Source organism: Proteocatella sp. QWL-06, from assembly GCF_058684135.1.
This window is the reverse complement of the sequence record NZ_CM178755.1, coordinates 1,934,160-1,956,892: the sequence shown is the minus strand read 5'-3', so window position 1 is coordinate 1,956,892 and position 22,733 is coordinate 1,934,160. Positions and strand designations below refer to the sequence as shown.

At 42.9% G+C, this 22,733-nt stretch carries 22 protein-coding genes; 9 read left to right on the top strand and 13 right to left on the bottom strand.

Annotated features, from left to right (window positions below; translation table 11 throughout):
- Positions 1 to 87 precede the first annotated feature (87 nt).
- Entirely contained in the window at positions 88 to 903 is an 816-nt protein-coding gene (srtB, locus tag AC4PGZ_RS09360) for a class B sortase (protein ID WP_492158372.1), read from the bottom strand.
- Positions 904 to 1,083: 180 nt separating this feature from the next.
- On the opposite strand from srtB, the gene AC4PGZ_RS09355 reads away from it, so the two are divergent.
- Positions 1,084 to 2,538, top strand: a complete 1,455-nt coding sequence (locus AC4PGZ_RS09355; protein ID WP_492158371.1) for an IS6 family transposase — start codon at positions 1,084 to 1,086, stop codon at positions 2,536 to 2,538.
- 289 nt (positions 2,539 to 2,827) lie between these two features.
- Here the strand turns inward: AC4PGZ_RS09355 and AC4PGZ_RS09350 are convergent, their stop codons facing one another.
- The 8 genes from AC4PGZ_RS09350 to AC4PGZ_RS09315 form a co-directional block, all read right to left on the bottom strand.
- A complete protein-coding gene (locus AC4PGZ_RS09350; RefSeq protein WP_492158370.1) occupies positions 2,828 to 3,916 on the bottom strand; it encodes an aldose epimerase family protein in 1,089 nt (362 codons plus the stop codon).
- On the bottom strand, positions 3,913 to 5,436 hold the full coding sequence (gene galT, locus AC4PGZ_RS09345) for a UDP-glucose--hexose-1-phosphate uridylyltransferase (RefSeq protein ID WP_492158369.1): 1,524 nt from the start codon (positions 5,434 to 5,436) through the stop codon (positions 3,913 to 3,915). The genes AC4PGZ_RS09350 and galT overlap by 4 nt, the downstream gene beginning before the upstream one ends.
- Positions 5,437 to 5,446: 10 nt before the next feature.
- Positions 5,447 to 6,427 carry a UDP-glucose 4-epimerase GalE gene (galE, locus tag AC4PGZ_RS09340; protein WP_492158368.1) on the bottom strand — a complete coding sequence of 327 codons (981 nt, stop codon included), beginning with the start codon at positions 6,425 to 6,427 and terminating at the stop codon, positions 5,447 to 5,449.
- A gap of 55 nt (positions 6,428 to 6,482) precedes the next feature.
- On the bottom strand, positions 6,483 to 7,778 hold the full coding sequence (locus AC4PGZ_RS09335) for a galactokinase (RefSeq protein ID WP_492158367.1): 1,296 nt from the start codon (positions 7,776 to 7,778) through the stop codon (positions 6,483 to 6,485).
- Positions 7,779 to 7,792: 14 nt separating this feature from the next.
- Entirely contained in the window at positions 7,793 to 8,068 is a 276-nt protein-coding gene (locus tag AC4PGZ_RS09330) for a hypothetical protein (protein ID WP_492158366.1), read from the bottom strand.
- 7 nt (positions 8,069 to 8,075) lie between these two features.
- Entirely contained in the window at positions 8,076 to 9,086 is a 1,011-nt protein-coding gene (locus AC4PGZ_RS09325) for a galactose/methyl galactoside ABC transporter permease MglC (RefSeq protein WP_492158365.1), read from the bottom strand.
- A 22-nt stretch (positions 9,087 to 9,108) separates the two neighbouring features.
- A complete protein-coding gene (locus AC4PGZ_RS09320; protein ID WP_492158364.1) occupies positions 9,109 to 10,620 on the bottom strand; it encodes a sugar ABC transporter ATP-binding protein in 1,512 nt (503 codons plus the stop codon).
- A gap of 94 nt (positions 10,621 to 10,714) precedes the next feature.
- Positions 10,715 to 11,704, bottom strand: a complete 990-nt coding sequence (locus AC4PGZ_RS09315) for a galactose ABC transporter substrate-binding protein (RefSeq protein WP_492158363.1) — start codon at positions 11,702 to 11,704, stop codon at positions 10,715 to 10,717.
- A gap of 290 nt (positions 11,705 to 11,994) precedes the next feature.
- Between AC4PGZ_RS09315 and AC4PGZ_RS09310 the strand changes: the two genes are divergently transcribed.
- The 8 genes from AC4PGZ_RS09310 to AC4PGZ_RS09275 all read left to right on the top strand — a co-directional run bounded on the left by AC4PGZ_RS09310 (position 11,995) and on the right by AC4PGZ_RS09275 (position 19,579).
- Positions 11,995 to 12,915: an ABC transporter substrate-binding protein gene (locus tag AC4PGZ_RS09310; protein ID WP_492158362.1), complete on the top strand. Its 921-nt coding sequence runs from the start codon at positions 11,995 to 11,997 to the stop codon at positions 12,913 to 12,915.
- A complete protein-coding gene (locus tag AC4PGZ_RS09305; RefSeq protein ID WP_492158361.1) occupies positions 12,893 to 13,276 on the top strand; it encodes an ATP-binding cassette domain-containing protein in 384 nt (127 codons plus the stop codon). Before AC4PGZ_RS09310 ends, AC4PGZ_RS09305 begins: the two co-directional genes overlap by 23 nt.
- A gap of 580 nt (positions 13,277 to 13,856) precedes the next feature.
- Positions 13,857 to 15,035 carry an RNA-guided endonuclease InsQ/TnpB family protein gene (locus tag AC4PGZ_RS09300; protein WP_492158360.1) on the top strand — a complete coding sequence of 393 codons (1,179 nt, stop codon included), beginning with the start codon at positions 13,857 to 13,859 and terminating at the stop codon, positions 15,033 to 15,035.
- A 184-nt stretch (positions 15,036 to 15,219) separates the two neighbouring features.
- Positions 15,220 to 16,176: an ABC transporter ATP-binding protein gene (locus tag AC4PGZ_RS09295; RefSeq protein WP_492160265.1), complete on the top strand. Its 957-nt coding sequence runs from the start codon at positions 15,220 to 15,222 to the stop codon at positions 16,174 to 16,176.
- Positions 16,148 to 17,161: a FecCD family ABC transporter permease gene (locus tag AC4PGZ_RS09290; protein WP_492158359.1), complete on the top strand. Its 1,014-nt coding sequence runs from the start codon at positions 16,148 to 16,150 to the stop codon at positions 17,159 to 17,161. The genes AC4PGZ_RS09295 and AC4PGZ_RS09290 overlap by 29 nt, the downstream gene beginning before the upstream one ends.
- A 2-nt stretch (positions 17,162 to 17,163) precedes the next feature.
- Positions 17,164 to 18,558, top strand: a complete 1,395-nt coding sequence (gene cysS, locus AC4PGZ_RS09285) for a cysteine--tRNA ligase (RefSeq protein WP_492158358.1) — start codon at positions 17,164 to 17,166, stop codon at positions 18,556 to 18,558.
- Positions 18,540 to 18,980, top strand: coding sequence for a Mini-ribonuclease 3 (locus AC4PGZ_RS09280; RefSeq protein WP_492158357.1), 441 nt, complete (start codon positions 18,540 to 18,542; stop codon positions 18,978 to 18,980). Before cysS ends, AC4PGZ_RS09280 begins: the two co-directional genes overlap by 19 nt.
- Before the next feature lie 29 nt (positions 18,981 to 19,009).
- Positions 19,010 to 19,579 carry a phosphatase PAP2 family protein gene (locus AC4PGZ_RS09275; protein ID WP_492158356.1) on the top strand — a complete coding sequence of 190 codons (570 nt, stop codon included), beginning with the start codon at positions 19,010 to 19,012 and terminating at the stop codon, positions 19,577 to 19,579.
- Positions 19,580 to 19,652: 73 nt separating this feature from the next.
- Here AC4PGZ_RS09275 and fabZ read toward each other — a convergent pair whose 3' ends face one another.
- The 4 genes from fabZ to fabK are packed head-to-tail and all read right to left on the bottom strand — an operon-like array spanning position 19,653 to position 22,707.
- Positions 19,653 to 20,096, bottom strand: coding sequence for a 3-hydroxyacyl-ACP dehydratase FabZ (gene fabZ / locus AC4PGZ_RS09270; RefSeq protein WP_492158355.1), 444 nt, complete (start codon positions 20,094 to 20,096; stop codon positions 19,653 to 19,655).
- Positions 20,096 to 20,824, bottom strand: coding sequence for a 3-oxoacyl-[acyl-carrier-protein] reductase (gene fabG, locus AC4PGZ_RS09265; protein ID WP_492158354.1), 729 nt, complete (start codon positions 20,822 to 20,824; stop codon positions 20,096 to 20,098). Before fabG ends, fabZ begins: the two co-directional genes overlap by 1 nt.
- Before the next feature lie 10 nt (positions 20,825 to 20,834).
- Positions 20,835 to 21,782, bottom strand: a complete 948-nt coding sequence (fabD, locus tag AC4PGZ_RS09260; protein ID WP_492158353.1) for an ACP S-malonyltransferase — start codon at positions 21,780 to 21,782, stop codon at positions 20,835 to 20,837.
- 16 nt (positions 21,783 to 21,798) lie between these two features.
- A complete protein-coding gene (gene fabK / locus AC4PGZ_RS09255) occupies positions 21,799 to 22,707 on the bottom strand; it encodes an enoyl-[acyl-carrier-protein] reductase FabK (protein WP_492158352.1) in 909 nt (302 codons plus the stop codon).
- Between the last annotated feature and the right edge of the window lie 26 nt (positions 22,708 to 22,733).

Below are 22,733 nucleotides of genomic sequence, written 5' to 3'. Positions count from 1 at the left end.
GGCTCCTCTGATTTTTATGAGGGGTCTGATATTTTGTTTTGCTTTTGTTTTGCTTATATAATTTGCTTGCATAAATTATATAAGCAATTAGAACTCGGTTATTGAGGTAAGCACTGCGTGGAGTGCAATCCTGGCATCCTGGAAGGAATAGCTGCAGGTCGAGAGTGTCAGTATTCGGCTTCTTTCGCTCAGAGGGACATCGGATTCAATCAGGGATTTGTTTCTGAATTCCCGGAGCTTTTCCTCAAACAGGTCGCTGTCAAGCTCAGGAGAGCGGTAGTCATAGTCTTTCTGGGTTTCATATATTGAAAAAACAGTATATTCAAGGATCCGGTCATCAAGCGTTATTATGATACTTCTGTTATCCTTATAGAAATCTTCATTCATGAAAAGCGATACATCATAGAACATTGAGCCGTCTCTCATGTTATGTCCGTATATGACCGTATTCTGGTCATCGAAGTCGGGAGAATTCCTGTAATCCGCGAATATGCTTCCCGTTATGTTATACTGACGGCTGAAGGTGCGCCTGAGATAGTAAGAATTAGTGTCTGACTGCATCACCGGATAATCTACCGAAGTCCCTGGAATTTCGATCCAGGCTATGGTATCGGGATTTTTTTCCTGCAGATCCTTAAGCATCTGAGGCTTTTCTGAAGTTTTGAAATCCCTGACTTCAACAGATGGATCTTCGGGTGATGGCTGCGTTTCAGGCAGAGTCGAATCTGAAACAGCAAGCGGAGGGACAGGTTTTTCATCCTTAAGCTCTTCCATCATCATTCTTGCGCTGTATCTGCTGTAGACGTTCATAGCTATGTTGACGGAAAGGAAAACCGCAATGATAAGGAATATGAAAAACAGCAGACGGAACAGAAATACATGCTTTGGATGTGTAGTTTTCATAAAACGCCTCCTCCTGAAATCAAGGTAGTGTAAAGTTTTACACCCCTATTTTATTTAATATTGCTGTATATTCAAAGGTTTTCACTGTTTTTTAAATAAAAAAACAATGACCCCCCATTTTCTGATATAATTTGAGTTCCAACACAACAAATAAAACAGAAAGGCAAGGGTGCCATTGTTATGTCTCAAATTATAACTCATTTACTACATGTAATTCAATACCAAAATCAACAAATTCGATTTTTAGTACTATTTATTTCAAAATATATTCCATTAGGTAAGTGGGCGCATGACGATACCCACTCACCAAAATATCAAAAATTCAAGACAGACCAACTTCCAATAATCCAGCCATTCATCAAACAGGACTGGCAGTTTCTTCTGTCATACTACGAATCGAAATATCAGAAGAAGATAAAACCAGTTCAGCGCAGGAACGGAAGAACCATACCAGAAGAAATATCATGTCCAGTATGCAATGCTCCGCATCACTATATTTACGATAACAACGGAGACAACGGCCAGTACCAGTGCAAGATATGCAGCCAGACATTTTCCACCGGAAAAAGAGTTACCAAACCATTAAAACTCAAATGCCCTCATTGCAGTCACAGCCTTGTCCCTAAAAGAGACAGGACCTTTTTTAGCATACATAAATGCACCAATCAAAAGTGCAAGTACTATCTCAACAACCTGAAAAAAGTAGATCCGGAAAACCTAGATAAAAAAGAAAAATACAAATACAAACTCCATTACATCTACCGGGAATTCACCGTAGATTTCTTTGAGATGGATTTAAAATCCCTTCCAAAGAACTCATCCTCACTGAAGTTTAGAAAACAAAACGCACATATCATGTCCCTGTGCCTTACATTTCATGTTAATCTTGGACTCTCATTACGAAAAACAGCCCAGGCCCTTGAAGATCTTTACGGAATAAGGATCTCCCACACAATGGTATCCAACTACTGCAGAACAGCTGCGCTTTTAATCAAGCCATTCATAGATAGCTACCCTTACGAAAAATCAGAAACATTTATCGCCGATGAAACCTACATAAAAGTACGAGGCATCAAAGGATACATCTGGTTTATCATGGATGCCGCTTCAAAATCAGTGATAGGCTACCAGGTATCAGCAAGCAGAAGCGTAGGCCCATGCATACTGGCCATGAGAAAAGCCTTCAGAGGAATCCACAAAGTAACAGACAACTTCAAGTTCATAGCAGACGGGTACAGTGCCTATCCACTCGCCGCACAGCAGTTTTCCCTTCAGGAAAACCCCCTGGAATTTGACATCACACAGGTCATTGGGCTTGCAAACGATGATGCAGTATCAAAAGAATACAGACCATACAAGCAAGTAGTAGAGAGATTAAACAGAACCTTCAAAGAAACATACAGATGCACCTGCGGCTACGACAATTTTGAAGGAGCAAATTACTCCGTGTCACTGTGGGTAGCCTACTACAACTTTCTGAGAAGACACTCCAGATTTAACAATCAGGTATTAAATACACACGAAATGCTTGATAAAGCAGAAAACATGCCCGGAAAATGGCAGCTGCTAATCTACCTTGGGCAACAAAGCATACTGAAAATGCAGGAAGAAGCCAAAGAGAATCAAGCCAGTTGACCATCAAAATCAATACATTGATTTTGGCTTGCCCTTGAAATTGAGAAAAATGATGCTAAACTAAAAATCCAATCCCACACAAAAGAGAAACAGCATTATTTTTTGAAAATTCAAGGGTGGTTAAGATCCTTTTGTTGTGCAAAAAAACCGAATTCAGGTGCTTCGCACATCATTATATTTTAAAGATCGGATACAAAATCTGGCAATCCTTTTAAATCGCTTTTTCATAACGAACTTTACACTACCGAAATCAAAGTTCATTCAGGATATATATACCCATAATTTACATTCAGCGTTCAATATGTGAGAACTGATATATGGTTCTGAAGCTATATTTCTGGAAGGCTCTGAGAACTGGGCTTGGAAAATGCGGGTGATTTATGCTGTCTGGAAATTGCTGGGTTTCCAGGCAGACACCATGCCGGGGTCCATACTTTGCGCCTGACTTGCCACATATGCCTGAAGGGATAAAATTGCCGGTATAGAGCTGGATTCCGGGCTTATTTGTATAAACACTCATGACAAGGCTCGTTTTGCATCTGTTGTCGTTATTTTCGATCAGAGTCGCTGCGAGGGGGAGGCCTTGAACAGAGCTTTTCGAGTTTTCTGTCTCTATTATGAAATTGTGGTCATAGCCGTGTCCTGCAATCAGCTGAGGATGAGAATCGTTTATTCTCTCTCCAATCGGATGAGGATTTCTGAAGTCAAAGGGAGTCCCGGTTACAGAGAGTATCTCGCCATCCGGACATCCCGTTTCATCAATCTGGGTATAGCTGCCTGAGCTGAGGATCAGGCTGTGGCTTAGGATATTGCCGCTGTTATGTCCAGAAAGATTGAAATAGCTGTGATTAGTAAGATTTACTATGGTATCTCTGTCTGATATGGCTTTGTACTCTATGCTTAGAGAACTGTCATCAATAATGGAATATGTGACCTGCGCTTCAAGTTTTCCGGGATAGCCCTCTTCCATATCAGGACTTACATATGAGAGAGACAGGCTGTCGTTACTACTGAATTCTGCTTTCCAGAGTTTTTTATGAAAACCTTCGAATCCGCCATGCAGATGGTTTCCGTTATTGTTTATGGAAAGCGAGTATTCGTTTGCGTCAAGCTTGAAGTGGCCATTTTTTATCCTGTTGGCAAAACGGCCGCATACTGAGCCGAAACAGGAGCTGTCACGTTCATATTCGCCAATGCTGTCAAATCCAAGCACGACGTCTTTATATTCACCTGAACAGGGGCTCTTAAGCATGAGAGCGACCACGGTTGCACCGTAGTCGCTTATTCTTACCGTAATATTTTCACTGGAGAGCGTGTACAGGCTGGCTTCTCGTCCATCCTGGAGCTTTCCAAAGGATCTTATTTCTTTTTTTATCATGATGAGAGCTCCCTGATAAAGCGGTCAAAAGCTTCAGCGCCTTTGTGGTCACGCTTGAAGACTCCCGCATGAGAAAGGATCTGTGCAAATGATTTTCCGATTTCTTCCTTCAATATGGAATGTACATTCTCTGAATCGATTCTTCTTTTGCCATCAAATATTCTGGCTGCCCACTCGCTGTGATGGGAGATCTTTTCGTTTTTTGAGATATCCTCTTTATTCAGCAGAGCCTGAGACAGGATATCCATTTCTTCAAGAAGCCTTGAAGGCAGCACCGCAAGTCCCATGACCTCTATGAGCCCTATGTTTTCTTTTTTTATGTTGTGGAATTCCCTGTGAGGATGATATACACCCATTGGATGCTCATCTGTGGTTATATTGTTTCGCAGAACGATATCCATCTCAAAGAACTCTCCGTTTTTTCTTGCTATCGGGGTTATGGTATTGTGAGGGTTGTCATCGGTGTATGCAAATATGAATGCTTCCGGGTCGCTGTATTTTCTCCAGCAGTCAAGTATGTGGCGGGCGAGAGATATTACAGGTTCAGTATCCTTGTGTCTGAGCCTTATCACCGACATCGGCCATTTTACTATGCCGCATTCAACGCTTTCAAAGCCCTCTACGGTGAATGTTTTTTCTATCTGCGCTCTGGCCATTGCAAATTCGTAGTTTCCACCCTGAAAATGATCATGTGAGAGAATAGAGCCTCCAACTATCGGCAGATCGGCATTTGAGCCAACGAAATAGTGGGGGAATATTTTTACGAAATCAAAGAGCTTTACAAATGTATCGTGGTCTATCTGCATTGGAACGTGCCTGTTGCTGAGAACTATGCAGTGCTCATTGTAGTAAACGTATGGAGAGTACTGAAAGCCCCAGTCCTGGCCGTTTATTTTTACGGGTATTATTCTGTGGTTCTGCCTTGCCGGATGGTCAACTCTGCCTCTGTAGCCTTCGTTTTCAATGCACAGCAGGCATTTTGGATATCCTGATTGCTTTGCATGCTTTTGTTCGGCTATGTCGCGGGGATCCTTTTCGGGCTTTGAGAGATTTATCGTTATATCCATCTCTCCGTATTCAGTATCGGTTTTCCACTGGATGTCTTTTTTTATTCGGTCTCTCCTGATATAGTTGCTGTCCTGACTGAGTTTGTAGAAATAATCTGTAGCATGCACCGGCGATATCCTGTAGAGTTCATCAAATTTTGAGATCACCGTGCTCGGATTTGGAGTGACCAGACTCATTATTCGGGTATCAAACAGATCTCTGCTTACTGCAGTATCGCTCTGGATTATTCCTGTTTTTACAGCAAAGGCAAGCATTTCTTCCAGGATATCTGAAACTGCAGGCTCAGATTCAAGGGGCTCGCTGCCTGGAGCTTCCGGTGAGGCTGCATAATCAGGCTCGTCTATTTCAAAAAGCTCCATGAGCCTGTTTGAAGCATATATCCTGTCTGCCGGGTGAAGGAGTCCGCAGTTTATGGAATAGTCAATAAGGCTGTCAATATGTTCTGAAATCATAGCTTCTCCTTTATATCAGGTCAGTATTCCTGTGCCAGTTCCATGCACTTGAGATCATCTGACTTATATCTGTGTGTTTTGCACTCCATCCAAGGACTTCATTTGCTTTTTTGCATGATGCTATGAGTCTGGCCGGATCGCCGCTTCTTCTTGGAGTGGTTTTTTCCGGAATCGGATGTCCGGTGACATCGCGGGCGCAGTCTATGACTTCTCTGACGCTGAAGCCTTTGCCTATCCCAAGATTGAAAATATTGCTTTCTCCTCCGCTGTTCAGATGTCGGGCAGCGAGAATATGAGCATCTGCAAGATCTGTTACGTGAATATAGTCTCTTATGCAGGTTCCATCAGGAGTATCGTAATCATCTCCGTATATGCTTATGAATTCTCGGCTGCCAAGAGGAACCTGCAGTATCAGAGGGATAAGATGGGTTTCAGGATTGTGCGCTTCTCCGATCCTGCCGCTTATGTGAGCTCCGCAGGCATTGAAATATCTGAGTGATATATATTTGAGTCCGTGGGCTTTTTCTGTCCAGGCCATCATTTTTTCCATGGTGAGCTTTGTATCGCCGTAGGTATTCGTAGGGCAGGCAGGGTCGCTCTCTTCTATGGGCGTCCTGACAGGTTCTCCATAAACTGCAGCTGTAGATGAAAATACTATCTTTTTTACATCGTGGGCAAGCATTGACTGAAGAAGGACCTGCGTGCCATGTACGTTATTTTCATAGTATTTGAGAGGGTCTGTCATGCTTTCTCCGACCAGTGAATTTGCTGCAAAATGTATTACGCATTCAATGTCTTCTTTTTCAAACACACCATCCACGAAGGCTCTGTCGCGGATATCTCCCTTATAAAACCTTGCCTTAGGGTGGATTGCCCATTCGTGCCCTGTTTCAAGATTGTCAATGACTGCCACGTCCTCGCCACTGTCAATCAGTTCGTATACTGTATGTGATCCGATATATCCGGCGCCGCCGGGTACTAAAATTGCCATAATTTCCTCCTACTCTGTGATGTGAGAAATTTATACAGTAAAAAATCTTTAAGATCTATTTTTTAAGATCAAGTACATTTACGCCGCCAAATGGCCTTATAGAAAGGATATGGCAGCATCCGGACCCAAGAAAGGCTTCGATGCTGCTGCTGAAATTTTCCAGCATGTCATCAGGGACGAAGGCCTGTATGGTGCCTGCAAATCCTCCGCCATGAACACGGAAGCTGCCTCTTTTTCCGAGAAGATACTGGCATATCGCAAGCGCTATGGATACATCCTGTTTTTCCGGGGAAGAGGATACATAGACATTCTGAAGATATTCAAATGAAGAATGCCCGGATTCTCTTGAGATTTCAAGAAATCCTTCCCAGTCGTTCCTGCGAAGCGCAAGGCTCTGCTCAGCGGCTCTTCTTGTATCTGCAAAAAAATGAGATGCACGAAGAACGGCTCTGTCTCCGGCGTATTTTCTCAGTTTTATTATGTTTCTGTAAAAATCATCCTCATCGACTTCACTCAGAAAATCTCTGGAAAAGAATGAAGCGATCTTTTTCATTTCGGAAGGGATAGATGCATATTCATCTGTAAGGTCAGCGTGGTCTGCGCCGCTGTCTATTATGCAAAGCGCATGTCCGGATGAATCAAAATCAAAATCAATCTGAGAAACTATCGGGCTGATGATATCCTTAAAGTCAATCTCTACTATGTTTCCCACAGAAGAAGCCATCTGATCCATAAGCCCGCTTGGCTTTCCAAAATAAATGTTCTCCGCGTACTGTCCGATTTTTGCTATTTCTGACGGAGATATTTCTCCCTTGCAGAAAAGATGATTGATTATGACTCCGATAAGCACCTCAAAGGCTGCAGAAGAAGAGAGTCCTGAACCTGTGAGCACATCTGAAGTTATGCATGCGTCAAAGCCTCCGATCCTGTATCCCATGGAAGCTATCCTTGCGTATATTCCCCTTATAAGAGCCGAAGATGTGTTTACTTCTTCGGGCTTGGGAGATAGCTCGTCAGTATCTATTTGCAGCATATCAAAACCTTCGGATTTAATTCGTATGATATTGCTTTCATTTGGGCAGCAGCATGCAATCATGTCCAGGTTTACTGCAGCAGCAATTACCTGACCATGCTGATGGTCTGTGTGATTTCCGCCGAGCTCCGTGCGGCCGGGGGCGCTGAAAAGACCTGCATTTTCCGTGCTGCTGAATATTTCCTGATAGAGCTCTATGAGCTTCAGGTATCTGTCTTTCTGGCGGGAGACAGTTTCAGGCGAATGGGAATAAAGCAGTGAAAGATTAGTGTCAAGAGAGTTGCTCAGGAGCATGTTTTTTAGTTCTGTGATGTTCACGATAATTCCTCCGGTTAGTTCTGGGCTCTGAATATTCCAAAAAGAATCACTGCTGCAAAAAGTAAGATCAGCAGCACGATTATTTTATCAAGAGTCTTTATATCAATATTAATTTTATCATAGAAATTTTCCTTGTGATTGACATATTCAGCTTCTTTTTCGTTCAATTCGTTTTCTTTTTTTGACAGTTCTTCCTGTTTTTTCAATAAAGCGCTGGAAAGCTTTTCCAGCTCTTCAGCGCTCATTGATTTTATGTCAGGCTCATGTTTTATTTCATCTGTATTTTTCATATCGAGTCTATTTCTTTGCAAGATATTTACGAAGGTCAAGAGCAACGGCGATTATTATAACGAGACCCTGAACTATATATGTATAGCTAGTCTCAACGCCCATGAACTGAAGGCTGACCTTTAGAAGCTCGAATACAAGGACTCCTATAAGTATGCCGCTTATTCTTCCTACTCCTCCGTTTGTGGATACTCCTCCTATTGTACAGGCTGCGATTGCTTCGAGCTCATAGCCCATGCCTGTATTAACGGAAGCTCCTCCGGATTTGGATGCCAGTATGAATCCTGCGAGTCCATAAAGTGCGGCAGCCAGTGTATATATGATTATTTTTGTCTTGTTGCAGTTTACGCCTGCAACTTCTGCAGCAGTTTCGTTTCCGCCTATTGCATACATATATTTTCCATGGCGGGTCTTGTTGTAGAGGAACCACATGAATATTCCTACCACAAGCGCGATGAGAATTATATAGGGAAGCCTGTTTTCAAACATACCTGAGGTCGAAAGCAGGGTATAGTTCCTCTTGAGTCCTCCGATAGGCTTTGCGCCTGTATAAACGAGGCACAGTCCGTATACAAGTGTCTGCATACCAAGCGTTGCAATGAAAGGCGGCACCTTGAAGAAGGATACGATGGCACCGTTTGCCACACCTATTACAGCACATACAGCAAGCACGATCAGTAGTACTACAAGCATATTCATTTCGCCAAGGTTTGGATAGAATTTATCGGTATAGTCAGCTTTCTGAAGAAGTATTGCAGATATACATGCAGCAAGTCCGACGACACGTCCTGCGCTCAGGTCAGTACCTTTTGTTATGAGGCATCCTGAAACACCGGCAGCTATTATGAATCTTACGGCAGTGTTCAGCGCAAGGTTCTTAAAGCTTGCCATGGAGACGAAGCTTGGCTTGTAGATTCCTACTCCGACTGCCACAAAGAGCATAAGGATTATTATTGCGTTATTTTCCAAAAATCTTGCTACGGATTTCTTATCTATTTTTTTCTTTACAATGTTATCCATTTCAGTATTTCCTTTCTAAGCATCATTCAAATTTTGTAGCAAGAGCCATCACGTTCTCCTGAGTCGCGCTTTCGCCCTCCAGAAATCCGGTTACCCTGCCATCGCACATAACCATTATACGGTCTGACATGCCGAGCAGCTCGCTCATTTCCGATGTAATCATTATTATGCTTTTTCCTGCTTTTGCAAGGTCAGCTATTATACAGTAGATTTCATATTTTGCGCCTACGTCTATTCCTCGCGTAGGCTCATCGAGTATGAATATGTCAGGGTCATTGGCAAGCCATCTGCTGATAAGCACTTTCTGCTGATTGCCGCCTGAGAGTGACTGTATCTGAGTCTTGCTGCTTGGAGCTTTTATGCTTAGTTTTTTTATGTTTTCATAAACCAGACTGTCTATTTTTTTCTGGTTGAGGATGAAGCCAAAATCAAGATATTTGTCGAGTGAGGAAATAGCAACATTTTCTTCTATAGAAAGAACGCCTAGTATGCCTGTTGCTCTTCTGTCTTCTGTGAGCAGTGCCATCCCTTTCTTTATTGCATCCTGGGGACGGTTTATATTCTGTACTTCATTATTGTATATTATGGTACCCTTTGAGTGGCACCTTATTCCAAACAATCCTTCCATGAGCTCAGTACGCTGGGCTCCTACGAGACCGCCTACTCCAAGTATTTCACCTTTTCTCAGGGTAAAGTTCACATCTCTGAAGGATTTAGGGTTGATTGAAGAATAGTCTTTTACTTCAAACACTACTTCTCCAGGTTTGTTCTCTCTTTTTGGGAAGAGATTTGAGAGCTCACGGCCAACCATCTTGGTAATTATGAAATCTATATCCAGGCCTTCTGATTCCCAGGTACCTATGTACTGTCCGTCACGCATTATGGTTACTTCATCGCTTATCCTGAGGATCTCTGCCATTTTGTGTGAGATATAGACGATCGATACTCCTTTGGACTTCAGGTCCTCGATTATTGTAAAGAGAGCGTCAACTTCTCTTGAGGTAAGGCTGGAAGTGGGCTCGTCAAGTATCAGGACCTTACAGTCAGCGCTTACAGCCTTGGCTATTTCCACGCTCTGCATCTGAGATACGCTCAAAGTAGAGAGCTTTGCCCTGGGGTCAAAGTTCATGTGCAACTGCCTGAGCAGCAGCTCTGTATCAGCATACATCTTTTCGTGATCTATGACAGGTATTGCGCCGAGAACCTTTTTCATAGGGTAACGCCCTAGATATATGTTTTCAGCCACGCTTCGCTCAGGTACCGGCTGAAGCTCCTGATGAACCATGGCAATTCCGTGATTGAGTGCTTCAAGGGGATCGTTGATTACGACTTTGTTTCCTTCGTAGTAGATCTCTCCGCTGTCCATCTTGTATATCCCAAACATGCACTTCATAAGCGTGGATTTTCCGGCTCCGTTTTCACCCATAAGGGCATGTACTGTTCCTGGCTTAAGATTGAGGCTCACGTTGTCAAGCGCTTTTACGCCGGGGAAGGTCTTTGTGATATTCTTCATCTCCAAACGATAATTAGACATTTTGCCCTCCTAGTTATAAAATATTTTAAAAATTGCGTGTGCTGTCTTGCTTTTGCACACGCAATCTAAATTAGTCATATTACGCTACATAATATTACTCTGCAATTTTTACATAGTCTACAGTGTAATTTTTCTCAAGCGTTCCTCCGCCAACAACAAGCTTGGCTGCATCAGCTGCCTGGTGAGCCTGGCCAACGTGGTCATTAAGAACTGTTCCTGTCATTGTTCCGTCTTTAACCATCTGCTGGCATTCTTCAAGAGCGTCAACACCAACAAGTGCGATATCTTTTCCTACAGTACGTCCGTTTGCAGCTATTGCCTGCGCTGCGCCAAGTGCCATACCGTCATTGTTACAGAAGATTACATCGATTTCGTTGCCGAACTGAGTAAGTGCAGTATTTGCAAGCTCCTGTCCTTTTGCCTGATCCCAGTCTCCTCTTTGCTCGAACAGCTTGTTAACCTTAAGTCCTGCATCAGTAAGCGCTTTTATTGAAAATTCAGTTCTGTACTGAGCATCAACGTTTTCTGGATCTCCCATTATCATAACATAGTCAACTACGCCGTTTCCGTTATAGTCTCCCTTGTTCTCAAGACTTGCTATTATTTCTCCCTGGAATGTTCCAGACTGGCGTGCGTCAGCTCCAACATAGCATGCCTTGTCATAAGTAGCAAGGTCCTCAGCAGTAGGCTCTCTGTTTATGAAGACTACAGGGATATCAGCAGCTTTTGCAGCTTCGATAACTGTAGGTGCAGCTGAAGCCTGAACCAGATTCACTACAAGTACGTCAACGCCGTCAGCTATGAAAGTGTTAACCTGATTTGTCTGTTCAGCCTGATCGTTCTTTCCGTCAACTACTGTAACATCATAAGTTGTTCCGTCAGCAGAAAGATCTTCTTCAAAATATCTTTCAAGTTCCTGACGATATAGAGTCATGAAGTTGTCATCGAATTTGTAGATGCAAACCCCAACTTTTACAGCCTCTCCACCAGCTTCAGCCTCCGGAGCAGCTTCCTCTCCGCCACCGCATCCTGCAAGCGTAAAAATCAAAACAGATGCGAGAATCATTGATAATAATTTTTTCATAATTCTTCTCCTTATTAAGTTAAATATGTAGATTTTATAAGGGAATAATCCCAAAACAGAAATCGTATTCCCTAAAAAGGATATTAACATATCAAATAAGAAAGGTCAATTTAAAAATAAACAAAAAAGCAGTTTTTAAAATAAACAAAAAAGCAGTTTTAGTTTATTAATTTTCATTAATTTTCAGGTTCAGGAGATACATCATTAATATATATACAATTTGATTGAAAAAATGATATAATGAACATTAAAGTAATAAAATTTTGACAGATAGAAACAGGAGAAAAAATATGAAGAAGTTGTTAAGTATTTTACTGGCAGGTATCATTATGGTTGCAGGAATGACTGCCTGCTCTGACAAGGAATCGCAGCAGGAAGCTCAGTCTGGAGATGCTGCTGTTCAGTTCACGGATTTCAGAGGAAATGAGATAACGCTGGATGAATATCCAGAGAGAATAGTATCACTTTCACCGACAAGTACGGAAATAATGTTTGCAATAGGTGCGCAGGACAAGCTTGTGGGTGTTACAAACAGCTGTGACTATCCAGCGGAAGCGCTTGAAAAAGAAAAAGTTGGAGATTTTTCGGGACCAAATCTTGAGATGATCGTAAATCTCAAGCCTGATGTAGTAGTTGGAGGAACATATATACAGGAAGATGTGACTCAGGCGCTCTCAGAACTGGGCATACCTGTGATCTCGACAGAGGCAGAGAACATAGAGGATATATTCAAGTCTATAGAAATCCTTGGGATGCTCTCACAAAATGAAGAAAATGCTCAGGATGTAATAGCTGACATGGAAACAAGGCTTGCAGAAATAGCAGAAAAGGTAAAGGACTCAGAGCCGGTGTCAGTGTTTTATGTAGTATGGAAGGATCCTTTCAAGACTGCCGGAAACAATACCTTCATAAATGAGGTTATAACTCTTGCGGGAGGAGAGAACGTGGCTTCAGACGTAGAAGGCTGGGCTGACTACAGCAGAGAAGAGCTTATTGTGAAGAATCCTTATGCAATAGTATCTTCATCGCATTCATCTGCAGAAAAGGAAACCGAAGAGTCGCTTGCGGCAGATCCTCTTTTCAGCGATCTTGAGGCAAGCAAGGCAAAAAGAATCCACATAATGTCGGATGACTCAATAATAGCCCGTGGAGGCCCACGTATAGTTGATGCCATAGAAGAGATAAGGGTTGCACTGGAAAGCTGGAAGTAAGATGGGAATCGTAAAGATCGACGGGCTTAACATAAGCTTTGGAAAGCATGAAATCCTTAAGGATATCAATCTTGAGATAGAAAAGGGCGAATTCGTTACCATCCTCGGACCAAACGGTTCAGGAAAGACTACTCTGCTCAGGAGCATTTCGAGCATGATCGAAACAGGCAGAAACATAGTATGGGTGGACAGTCAGGACGTGTTTCTGATGAAGGCAAAGGAAAGAGCGAGGCTAATGTCAGTAGTTCCTCAAAATACTGATGTAGTCTATGAATTCACATGTCATGACGTAGTAATGATGGGAAACAAAACTGTTACAATAAATTTAAACAAAACTATACAGATCTGTATAGAAGTATAGAATTTATAACAGAAAGCCCTCCGTATCGTGCGAGCGGTGCGGACTCGGTGTTAATTGCTTTTAACTCCTAAAGCCTTATGACCAAAGCGGAAATGGAAACATTAAACGTAACGGTGCGAAAGCAGAAAAAACAGTAAGGATGGCATAAGCTGAAATAAAATCCAATTAGAGCCTGTGAATGGATGATCGTGACGCATAGGAAACGTTGGGCGCTAAGTGCTTATATAATGGATGTTTAGCAGGGAAAGCCCTAAGTCTGAAATTCAAATAGATACGGGAAACCTTCAACGACTATCCCCTTGAGGGGGAGTAAAGCCACAAGCTAATGGTGGAAGAAAAATACCGCATCTCGAAGGAGATGAAGATATAGTCTGCGCTCATGTGAAAGCATGAGAGGTCTACTCGTGAGAGAAAGACTGCTATAAGAGTTGCGCCTTATAGTGAACAAGAAAAATATATACACATATAAAGAATAAGACAAATCTCTCTAATAATGATAAAATATCATTAATAAAAGGGAGGTGCTGCACATGGAATTAATGTCCATTTGTAAATTTGTTAAATGCGTTGGTGAAAGACTATGTTGACAGCGATGAAGATAAAGCTTAAACCAACCAAAGAACAGGAAGTTTTGTTCTGGAAGTCGGCTGGCGTTGCGAGATGGGCATATAATTATTTTATTGCGGAAAGCAATAAGCATTATGATGAATATCTCAAGGGTAATCGAGAGACGAAAACTATTAAAGAGAGCGATGTTAGAAAGCATATCAATAACGTACTTAAAAATACCACTCACACATGGCTGCGTGAAGTTGGCAGCAATGTTATGAAGCAGGCGGTTAAAGACGCTGATATAGCTCGAAAAAGATGGTTTGATGGAGTTGCAGATAAACCCAGATTTAAAAGTAAGCGACACAGCAAGATTAGTTTTTATGTAAATTACGAGAGTTTAAGACGTACAAAAGAGGGGTTTCAAGGCGAAAAGATTGGCATCGTAAGAACGTATCAAGCTTTGCCAAAGTTAAAGGATGGTCAAAAATATTCAAATCCACGTATTAGCTTTGACGGAAAAAGCTGGTTTTTGTCTGTTGGATATGAAAAGAAATTTGAATCCTTTGAACTCACAGGCGAGAGACTTGGTATAGATGTTGGCATTAAAGAATTGGCAGTCTGCTCAGATGGTGAGACTAAGGGTAATATTAATAAGACCCACGCTGTTAAGCAGATAGAGAAAAAATTAAAACGTGAACAGCGTAAACTGAGCCGCAAACTTGAAGCCAATATAAAAAGCCGTGACAAAAATCAGCGACCAATCTATATAAAACCTCTAAAGGATATGCGAAATATCCAGAAGCAGAATCAGATAATTCGTAATTTGCATAAAAAATTAAACGATATCAGAACCAATCATTTACATCAGTGTTCCAGTGAGATAGTGAAAATCAAGCCATCTCGCATTGTTATGGAGACTCTGAATGTAAAAGGCATGATGAAGAATAAACATTTATCTAAAGCTATTGCAGGACAAAAGCTGTATGAGTTCAAAAGACAAATTCAATACAAGTGCCAAAAGTATGGAATAGAATTTGTAGAAGCTGATAAATGGTATCCCTCATCAAAAACTTGTTCTTGCTGCGGAAGAATCAAATCCGATTTAAAACTAAAAGATAGAGTATTTATCTGTGAGTGTGGCTTTAAGCTGGATAGAGATTTGAACGCTTCAATAAATTTAGCAAATTATCAAATTCAAAGAACTTAACGTAGAAATAAGCTTTGAATGTGTACGCAACGATACTGCGGAATTTAAGCCTGTAGAGAGTTGTACCAAATGGAAGTAGCTTCGGCCAAACCAGACTCGACGAAGCAGGAAGGCGTAAGACGAAAGTAGAAATATATAAGTCACGCCACAGTAAAAATGTCTATATTTTTATAAAAATGTATATATTTTTCGTATCGGAAGATATCCTCACATAAGCCGTCTCAGAGGAGAAACCGAGAAAGACAGGGAGACTGTACAAAGGGCCATGCAGACTACAAACGTAGAGCATCTAAGGGACCGTTTTTTCACTGAGATATCGGGCGGAGAAAGACAGAGGGTAGTGCTCGCGCAGGCAATCGCGCAGGATCCTGAGGTGATACTGCTTGACGAACCTATATCCAATCTGGACCCTCAGTATCAGGTGGAGATACTTGACACAGTAAAACGCCTCAGCATCGAGCAGGGGCTCACTGTCATAGCAGTGCTTCATGATCTCAATTTTGCATCAATGTACAGCGACAGGATAATCCTTATGGATGATGGCAGGATATTTAAATCTGGAAGCGTGGAAGAAGTTCTGACTGCAGACAATATAAGGAAGGTATTTGATACCGAGGTTCTTGTTTCGAGGAGCCCCGTGATAAACAGGCCTCACATATATTCAAAAAGCAGAGGTTTTTTTGAAATTCCAAAGGAAAAAATACACATAATATGCGGCGGAGGAAGCGGCAGCGACCTCATGCATCAGCTTCACCATCTTGGATACAGGCTGAGCGTATGCGTGCTCAACCAGGGAGACATGGACTGGCAGACCGCAAAGGACTACGGCCTTGACATGGTAGAGGAAAGTCCTTTCAGGCCGGTATCAGAGGAATCCTACAGAAAGAATCTGGAGAATATAATAAATGCAGACGCCGTGATAATATGTCCGGTATGCTTTGGATACATGAACCTGGCAAACATAGAGATACTGTGCGAGCCGCAGCTGAGAGACAAGGAAATATACATGATAGAAGAGGACGATTTCAGGGCCAGGGATTTCACCGACGGAAAAGCCAGCGAGATACTCATCGGCCTTATGGAAAGAAAAACTTGCAGGAAGGGATTTTTAGATGAAGACGGCATCAGGCAGCAGAGCTAAAACTACGGCAATATATGCGTTCATGATAACAGCATTCTTTTTGTCCATGCTCGTATCCATGCGGTTTGGCGCCGTAGACCTCAGCGTGGGGGATATAGCAGGGGCGCTTGCTAATGGCCCCGGAAGCACGGAGCATACCATATTCTACAAGGTGAGGCTTCCGCGTGTAATGCTCGGAGCAGTTGCAGGAGCAGGACTTGCCATGGTGGGAGCCGTTATGCAGGGGATATTTCAGAACCCCCTTGTGGATTCATATACTCTGGGAATGTCATCAGGCGCATCTCTTGGAGCAGTGATAGCAATAGTTACAGGCATCAGTGCAAAGATTCCGGGAATAAGCACCCTCAGCGCATTTGCGTTCATGGGAGCTGTGAGTACGCTTACATTCGTATATTTTCTGAGCAGCAGGAGCGGAAAAGTATCCACATCTTCTTTACTACTTTCAGGAATTGTAGTAAGCTATTTTATATCGGCGCTGATATCGATACTGATGATGCTCAACAGCGACAAGATCGAGAGCATAGTGTTCTGGAATATGGGAAGCATAGCAGGGGCTACCTGGACAAAGACCGCGGTGGCAGCCGGCGTAATAATACCGTGCACCTTCATACTGTATTACTTCTGGAGAGAGCTGAACATGATGTCCTTTGGAGAAGAATCAGCCTCCAGTCTTGGAGTAAATACGGCAAGGACTAAGATAATACTTCTGCTGACGAGCTCCCTGATAGTGGGGACTGTAGTTTCAGTAGGAGGCACAATAGGATTTGTAGGACTTATAGCTCCGCATATAGCAAGATATTTCACAGGAGCTGAAAACAGGAAGCTGCTTTTTCTTTCAGCACTTACAGGCTCAGTTACGCTCATGCTTGCGGATACGCTCGGAAGGCTTCTCACAAGACCTGCAGAAATCCCTGTAGGAGTCATGACGGCAGTAATAGCGGGACCGCTTTTCATATACCTGCTTAGAAAAAATGGGAGGAAATAATCATGAAATTATATAATACGCTCACAAGAAAGAAAGAGGAATTTATTCCTATCGAAGACAACAAAGTAAGAATGTATTCATGCGGACCTACAGTATATAATTATTTCCATATAGGAAATGCGAGGCCGTTTATTATGTTCGACCTTCTCAGGAACTATCTGATATACAGAGGATACGAAGTCACGTTCGTACAGAATTTCACGGATGTGGACGACAAGATAATAAAGAGAGCCAATGAGGAGGGGATAAGCCCGTTCGAAGTGGCAGACAAATATATAGCTGAATACTTCAGGGATGCAGACGGCCTTGGTATAAGAAGGGCGGACGTACACCCGAGAGTTACGGAAAACATACCTCAGATAATAGAGTTCATAGAAGAGCTGATTGAAAAAGGCTATGCATATGAATCCGCAGGAGACGTATATTTCGATACTCAGAAATTCAAGGATTATGGAAAGCTCTCACGCCAGAATCTCGCAGAGCTTAACCTCGGATCAAGGATAGAGGTAAATGAGGATAAGAGACATCCTATGGACTTTGCGCTCTGGAAAAGTAAGAAGGAAGGCGAAATCGGCTGGGAATCTCCATGGAGCGAAGGAAGGCCGGGATGGCACATAGAATGCTCCGTAATGAGCAGAAGATACCTCGGAGACACGATCGACATACATTCAGGAGGGCAGGATCTCATATTCCCGCATCATGAGAATGAGATCGCGCAGAGCGAGGCAAGATCAGGAAAGCCGTTCGCAAACTTCTGGGTTCACAATGGATATATAAACATAGACAATCAGAAGATGAGCAAATCGCTCAATAACTTCTTTACGGTAAGAGAGATATCAGATGAGATGGATCTTGAGATAGTCAGATTTTTCATGCTGAGCGCGCATTACAGAGGACCGGTAAATTACAGCAAGGAGCTTCTGGATCAGGCAAAGGCAGGAATGACAAGGCTTTACAACTCAAAGAACAGGATGGAGTTTCTCCTGTCGATGGCAGAAAGCGGAATAAGAGAAGAGGAAAAGGCAAATCTTGAGAAACTTCCTGAGTTCAAGAAGGCCTTCATCGATGCTATGGATGACGACCTCAACACAGCCGATGCAATAACTGCTATATTCGAGCTTGTTTCATTCGTAAACACTACTGCGAAGGATGAAAGCTCAAAGGAGTATATTGAGCAGTGCCTTGCGATTTTCAGCGAGCTCACCGGAGTTCTGAACATCATCCAGAAGAAGGATGAGGTAGATGAAGAGAAGATAAACGAGCTTATTGAAAAAAGGACTGCAGCAAAGAAAAATAAGGACTTTGCAGAATCAGACAGGATAAGGGACGAGCTTAAGGAAATGGGAATAGAGCTGCTTGATACCAGACAGGGAACAACATGGACCAAAATCAAATAAATACAGAAGCTTCATCACAATGTTCAAAAGTGAGGGTTCCGATATCTGCTATGAATCCGATAGTGCTGGCTTATATAGGCGATGGGATATATGAGCTGCTCGTAAGGAAGAAGATGGTCGAGAACTATCCAAATGACAAGATACAGAGCCTTCACAAGAAGACGGTAAGCTTTGCAAAGGCATCGAGCCAGGCGAAGGTGGTAAGGGCTCTCAGAGAAGAAGATTTTTTTACAGAAGAAGAGTGGGCATGGGTAAAAAGAGGCAGAAATCAGCAGTCCATCCCGCCAAAGAATGCAGTGATGTCTGAATACAGATATGCTACAGGATTTGAGACCCTGATTGGGTTTCTTGAGCTCAGTGGAATGAGTGAGAGGATAGAACAGATAGTAGATCAGGCGTTAAGGATCATCGAAATCAGGTAGTCACTATTTGAGACTTAACAGGAGGACGAATGGAAACCTTGTTGAAATATGAGTTTGCAGTACTTGACTTCATACAGTCTGACATTACAGGTCCCGTATTGGATAAAATAATGGTCGTGTTTACGTATATGGGCTCAGGTGGATTCATATGGATACTGGCTGCCCTTATGCTGCTGTCGTTTCCAAAAACGAGGAAAACCGGAATCGTTGTGGCAGTTTCTCTGTTAGGGTGCCTTCTTATAGGAAATATCATCCTCAAGCCCCTTGTCGGCAGGGTAAGGCCATGTGACATAAATACGGCAGTGGAGCTTCTGATAAAGAGGCCTCTGGACGCCTCGTTTCCTTCAGGCCACACCATGTCGTCCTTTGCCGCAGCGACCTGCATAATGTTTTACAGCCTGAAGTATGGGATACCTGCCATGGCGCTGGCTGTCACTATATCGTTTTCAAGGCTCTACCTGTATGTTCATTACCCGACGGATATCCTTGCAGGAGCTGTCATAGGGATACTCATCGCAGTAATCTCAAAGAAAGCGGTAGATGCATGGATGAGCAGGAAAAATGGTATGGTCATAGACAGATATGTCCGAAAGATATAAAGGGAATTTGAAAATATAATACAAGCATAAGAAAGACTGGAGTTCATTTAAGAACGATCTCCAGTCTTTTTGGTTAGCCTATTGCAAACATGAGCTCGCACTGGCATGCAAGCTTGTCTTCCACATATGCTTTTGCCTTTGCTTTTCCTATGTTCCTTTTTATGGTAGTCATTTCTACTTCAAGTCTGAGAAGATCCCCAGGCACTACCTTCTGCCTGAACTTTGCGTTTTCGATTCCTGCGAAGAAGGCTATCTTTCCCTGGTACTGCTCCATAGAGAGCACTGCAACAGCGCCTGTCTGCGCAAGAGCTTCTATTATGAGGACTCCCGGCATTACCGGCTGCTGAGGGAAATGGCCTGCAAAGAAGGGCTCGTTATAGCTTACCGCCTTATAGCCTGTCGCAGTTCCCTTTTCGATGTCGAGCTCTGTGATCTTGTCTATAAGAAGAAATGGGCTTCTGTGAGGGATTATCTTTTGTATGTCCTCTATAGAGTATGGAAGGGTTAGATTCTCCATTATGCCATACCTCCATTTACAGAAAGTACCTGTCCCGTTATATATGAAGCCTTTGAAGACACAAGGAATTCAACTGCGTCTGCCACGTCCTGCACTGTGCCGAGCTTGTTCATAGGCACGCTGCTGAGTATGGATGCCTTTACTTCTTCAGGGAGCACGTCAGTCATATCTGTCTGTATGAATCCCGGAGCTATTGCATTTACTCTTATGTTGTATCTCGCAAGCTCCTGAGCGCATGATTTGGTGAATGATATCACTGCACCCTTTGATGCGCTGTAGTTTGCCTGTCCCATGTTTCCTGTTATTCCGACGACTGAGGACATGTTCACGATCGCGCCATGCTTCTGCTTCATCATGTATTTTACGGCATGCTTTGTGCAGTTGAAGGTTCCGTTTACATTGACCTTCATTACCTGGTCAAAATCTTCTTCCTTCATTCTTGCTATAAGCTTGTCCTTTGTTATTCCTGCATTGTTTACAAGTATGTCTATTTCTCCAAACGCCTCTGCAGCCATGTCAATAAGCTCCTTTGCCTGCTCAAAGTCGCTTACGTCCTTTTGAGCGGCAAGGCATTTTACGCCAAGGGATTCTATCTCGCTTACGAGGGATGTGATTTCAGGGTTTTCAGTTCTGTAGTTGATTACTATGTTATGGCCGCCTTTTGCAAGGGTAAGGGCGATTCCTCTGCCGATTCCTCTTGATGCGCCAGTTATTACAGCACAGCTCATCTGTTTCTCCTTATCTGTAACTATTCAAAAAAGCTTCGAGCATTTCAACATTTGATATGCTTATTACCTCTGCGCTCTTATCTATCTTCTTAATAAGTGATCCTGCCACGTTTCCAGGGAACACCTCCACGAATGTGTCCACTCCCTGAGCTATCATGCTTCTGATGCTCCTGTTCCAGAGTACCGGGCTGTAAACCTGTTTCTCCAGAAGGTCTGCGATCTGAGCTTTCACGTTTCCACTTTCAGGAATGAACAGCTCTCCTGTGACGTTTGGATAATAATCCTTGTCAGGAGCGTTTATTGCAATCTGGTCGAGCTCTATCCTGAGCTTCTGTCCTGCTCCGGTAAGCATCTTTGTATGAAAAGGAGCGCTCACGTTAAGAAACATTGCTCTTTTTGCTCCTGAAGCTTTGAGCATGCCCTCAGCTTCTTTAAGAAGCTCAACTTCTCCGCCGATGACTATCTGGTTGTCGGTATTTATGTTGGAGCATGATATGATGCCCTTTGACTGAAGCGGAAGTATTGCTTCCTCAATCTTGTCCTGAGTGAGTCCCATGACTGCCATGAGGCTTCCTTTACCTACAGGTACCTCGTCCTGCATAAGCTGGCCTCTTTTTCTTACGAGTCTCACGCCGTCTTCAATCGAAATAGCTCCTGCAGCAGAAAGTCCTGAATATTCGCCAAGGCTGAGGCCTGCGAATGCGGATGCTTTTATTCCGTTGCTCTCAAGTATCTTTGAAAGCGCCATGCTCACCGTGAATATTGCAGGCTGAGTATTTTCTGTAAGGCTGAGCTTTTCAAGATCTGATTCAAAGCAGAGCTCCTTCAGGTCATCTCCAAGAGATTCGCTCGCAAGCTCAAAAACTTCACGTGCACAGGCATAGTTATCATAGAATTCTTTGCCCATTTTTTCAAACTGACATCCCTGTCCAGGATATACAAATGCGATTTTTTTCATCAGAATTACCTCTATTTTATTCAAAAAGTGATTTTATGATTTCTTCTGCAGTTTCTTCCTTCTTTACGAGTCCGGCGATCTGTCCTGACATAAGTGAGCTGTAGGTAGTATCTCCATCTACTACCGCTTTTCTGAAGCTTCCCATTGTAAGCTCTTCGATTTTTGCGATTTTTTCCTCTACGCTCATGCCTGAAGCATTTTCGATTTCCTTTATCTGTCTTGTCATCCTGTTCTTGAGGACGCGCACCGGATGGCCTGTGATTCTTCCGGTAACGGTCGAGTCTGTGTCCTTTGCAGATATTATTTCGTCCTTGTACTGCTGCGGGATTGTGCATTCCTTTGCAACGAGAAATCTCGTTCCAAGCTGTACGCCCTGAGCTCCAAGTGCAAAAGCAGCTTTCACGCCTCTCTTGTCTGCGATGCCGCCGGCTGCTATTACCGGTATGCTGACTGCATCTACTACCTGAGGAACAAGAACCATTGTAGTCAGCTCTCCGATATGGCCTCCAGCCTCTGTACCTTCTGCTATTATGGCATCTGCTCCGAGTCTTTCCATTCTCTTTGCAAGTGCTACTGAAGCAACGACAGGGATGACGATTATTCCATGCTCTTTCCACTTCTTCATGTACTTTGACGGATTTCCCGCTCCTGTTACTATTATCTTTATGTCCTCTTCAATTGCAAGCTCTGCAAGGTCGTCTGAATGGGGGCTCATAAGCATTATGTTGAGCGCGAATGGCTTGTCGGTAAGTGCTTTTATCTTGCGGATCTCTTCTCTGCAGGCTTCCTTTGTAAGTGAGCCTCCTCCTAAAATTCCAAGACCTCCTGCGTTTGATACAGAAGAAACAAGGCTTGAATGTGATATCCAAGCCATTGCACCTTGAAAAAGAGGATATTTGATACCTAAAATATTCTCAATTCTCATATATGTTTTTCCTTCATAAAATTACG

Excerpts from the sequence above, each read along its gene's own strand:
- galT (WP_492158369.1), bottom strand. The coding sequence starts at position 5,436 with ATGATTTCAGAACATATTGACAGCCTTATTGACTATTCCATAAACTGC.
- AC4PGZ_RS09280 (WP_492158357.1), top strand. The coding sequence starts at position 18,540 with ATGGACCAAAATCAAATAAATACAGAAGCTTCATCACAATGTTCAAAA.
- AC4PGZ_RS09325 (WP_492158365.1), bottom strand. The coding sequence starts at position 9,086 with ATGGATAACATTGTAAAGAAAAAAATAGATAAGAAATCCGTAGCAAGA.
- galE (WP_492158368.1), bottom strand. The coding sequence starts at position 6,427 with ATGGCAATTTTAGTACCCGGCGGCGCCGGATATATCGGATCACATACA.
- AC4PGZ_RS09320 (WP_492158364.1), bottom strand. The coding sequence starts at position 10,620 with ATGTCTAATTATCGTTTGGAGATGAAGAATATCACAAAGACCTTCCCC.
- fabG (WP_492158354.1), bottom strand. The coding sequence starts at position 20,824 with ATGAGCTGTGCTGTAATAACTGGCGCATCAAGAGGAATCGGCAGAGGA.
- AC4PGZ_RS09300 (WP_492158360.1), top strand. The coding sequence starts at position 13,857 with ATGTTGACAGCGATGAAGATAAAGCTTAAACCAACCAAAGAACAGGAA.
- srtB (WP_492158372.1), bottom strand. The coding sequence starts at position 903 with ATGAAAACTACACATCCAAAGCATGTATTTCTGTTCCGTCTGCTGTTT.
- fabK (WP_492158352.1), bottom strand. The coding sequence starts at position 22,707 with ATGAGAATTGAGAATATTTTAGGTATCAAATATCCTCTTTTTCAAGGT.
- AC4PGZ_RS09310 (WP_492158362.1), top strand. The coding sequence starts at position 11,995 with ATGAAGAAGTTGTTAAGTATTTTACTGGCAGGTATCATTATGGTTGCA.
- AC4PGZ_RS09355 (WP_492158371.1), top strand. The coding sequence starts at position 1,084 with ATGTCTCAAATTATAACTCATTTACTACATGTAATTCAATACCAAAAT.
- fabZ (WP_492158355.1), bottom strand. The coding sequence starts at position 20,096 with ATGGAGAATCTAACCCTTCCATACTCTATAGAGGACATACAAAAGATA.
- AC4PGZ_RS09290 (WP_492158359.1), top strand. The coding sequence starts at position 16,148 with ATGAAGACGGCATCAGGCAGCAGAGCTAAAACTACGGCAATATATGCG.
- cysS (WP_492158358.1), top strand. The coding sequence starts at position 17,164 with ATGAAATTATATAATACGCTCACAAGAAAGAAAGAGGAATTTATTCCT.
- AC4PGZ_RS09275 (WP_492158356.1), top strand. The coding sequence starts at position 19,010 with ATGGAAACCTTGTTGAAATATGAGTTTGCAGTACTTGACTTCATACAG.
- AC4PGZ_RS09350 (WP_492158370.1), bottom strand. The coding sequence starts at position 3,916 with ATGATAAAAAAAGAAATAAGATCCTTTGGAAAGCTCCAGGATGGACGA.
- fabD (WP_492158353.1), bottom strand. The coding sequence starts at position 21,782 with ATGAAAAAAATCGCATTTGTATATCCTGGACAGGGATGTCAGTTTGAA.
- AC4PGZ_RS09330 (WP_492158366.1), bottom strand. The coding sequence starts at position 8,068 with ATGAAAAATACAGATGAAATAAAACATGAGCCTGACATAAAATCAATG.
- AC4PGZ_RS09315 (WP_492158363.1), bottom strand. The coding sequence starts at position 11,704 with ATGAAAAAATTATTATCAATGATTCTCGCATCTGTTTTGATTTTTACG.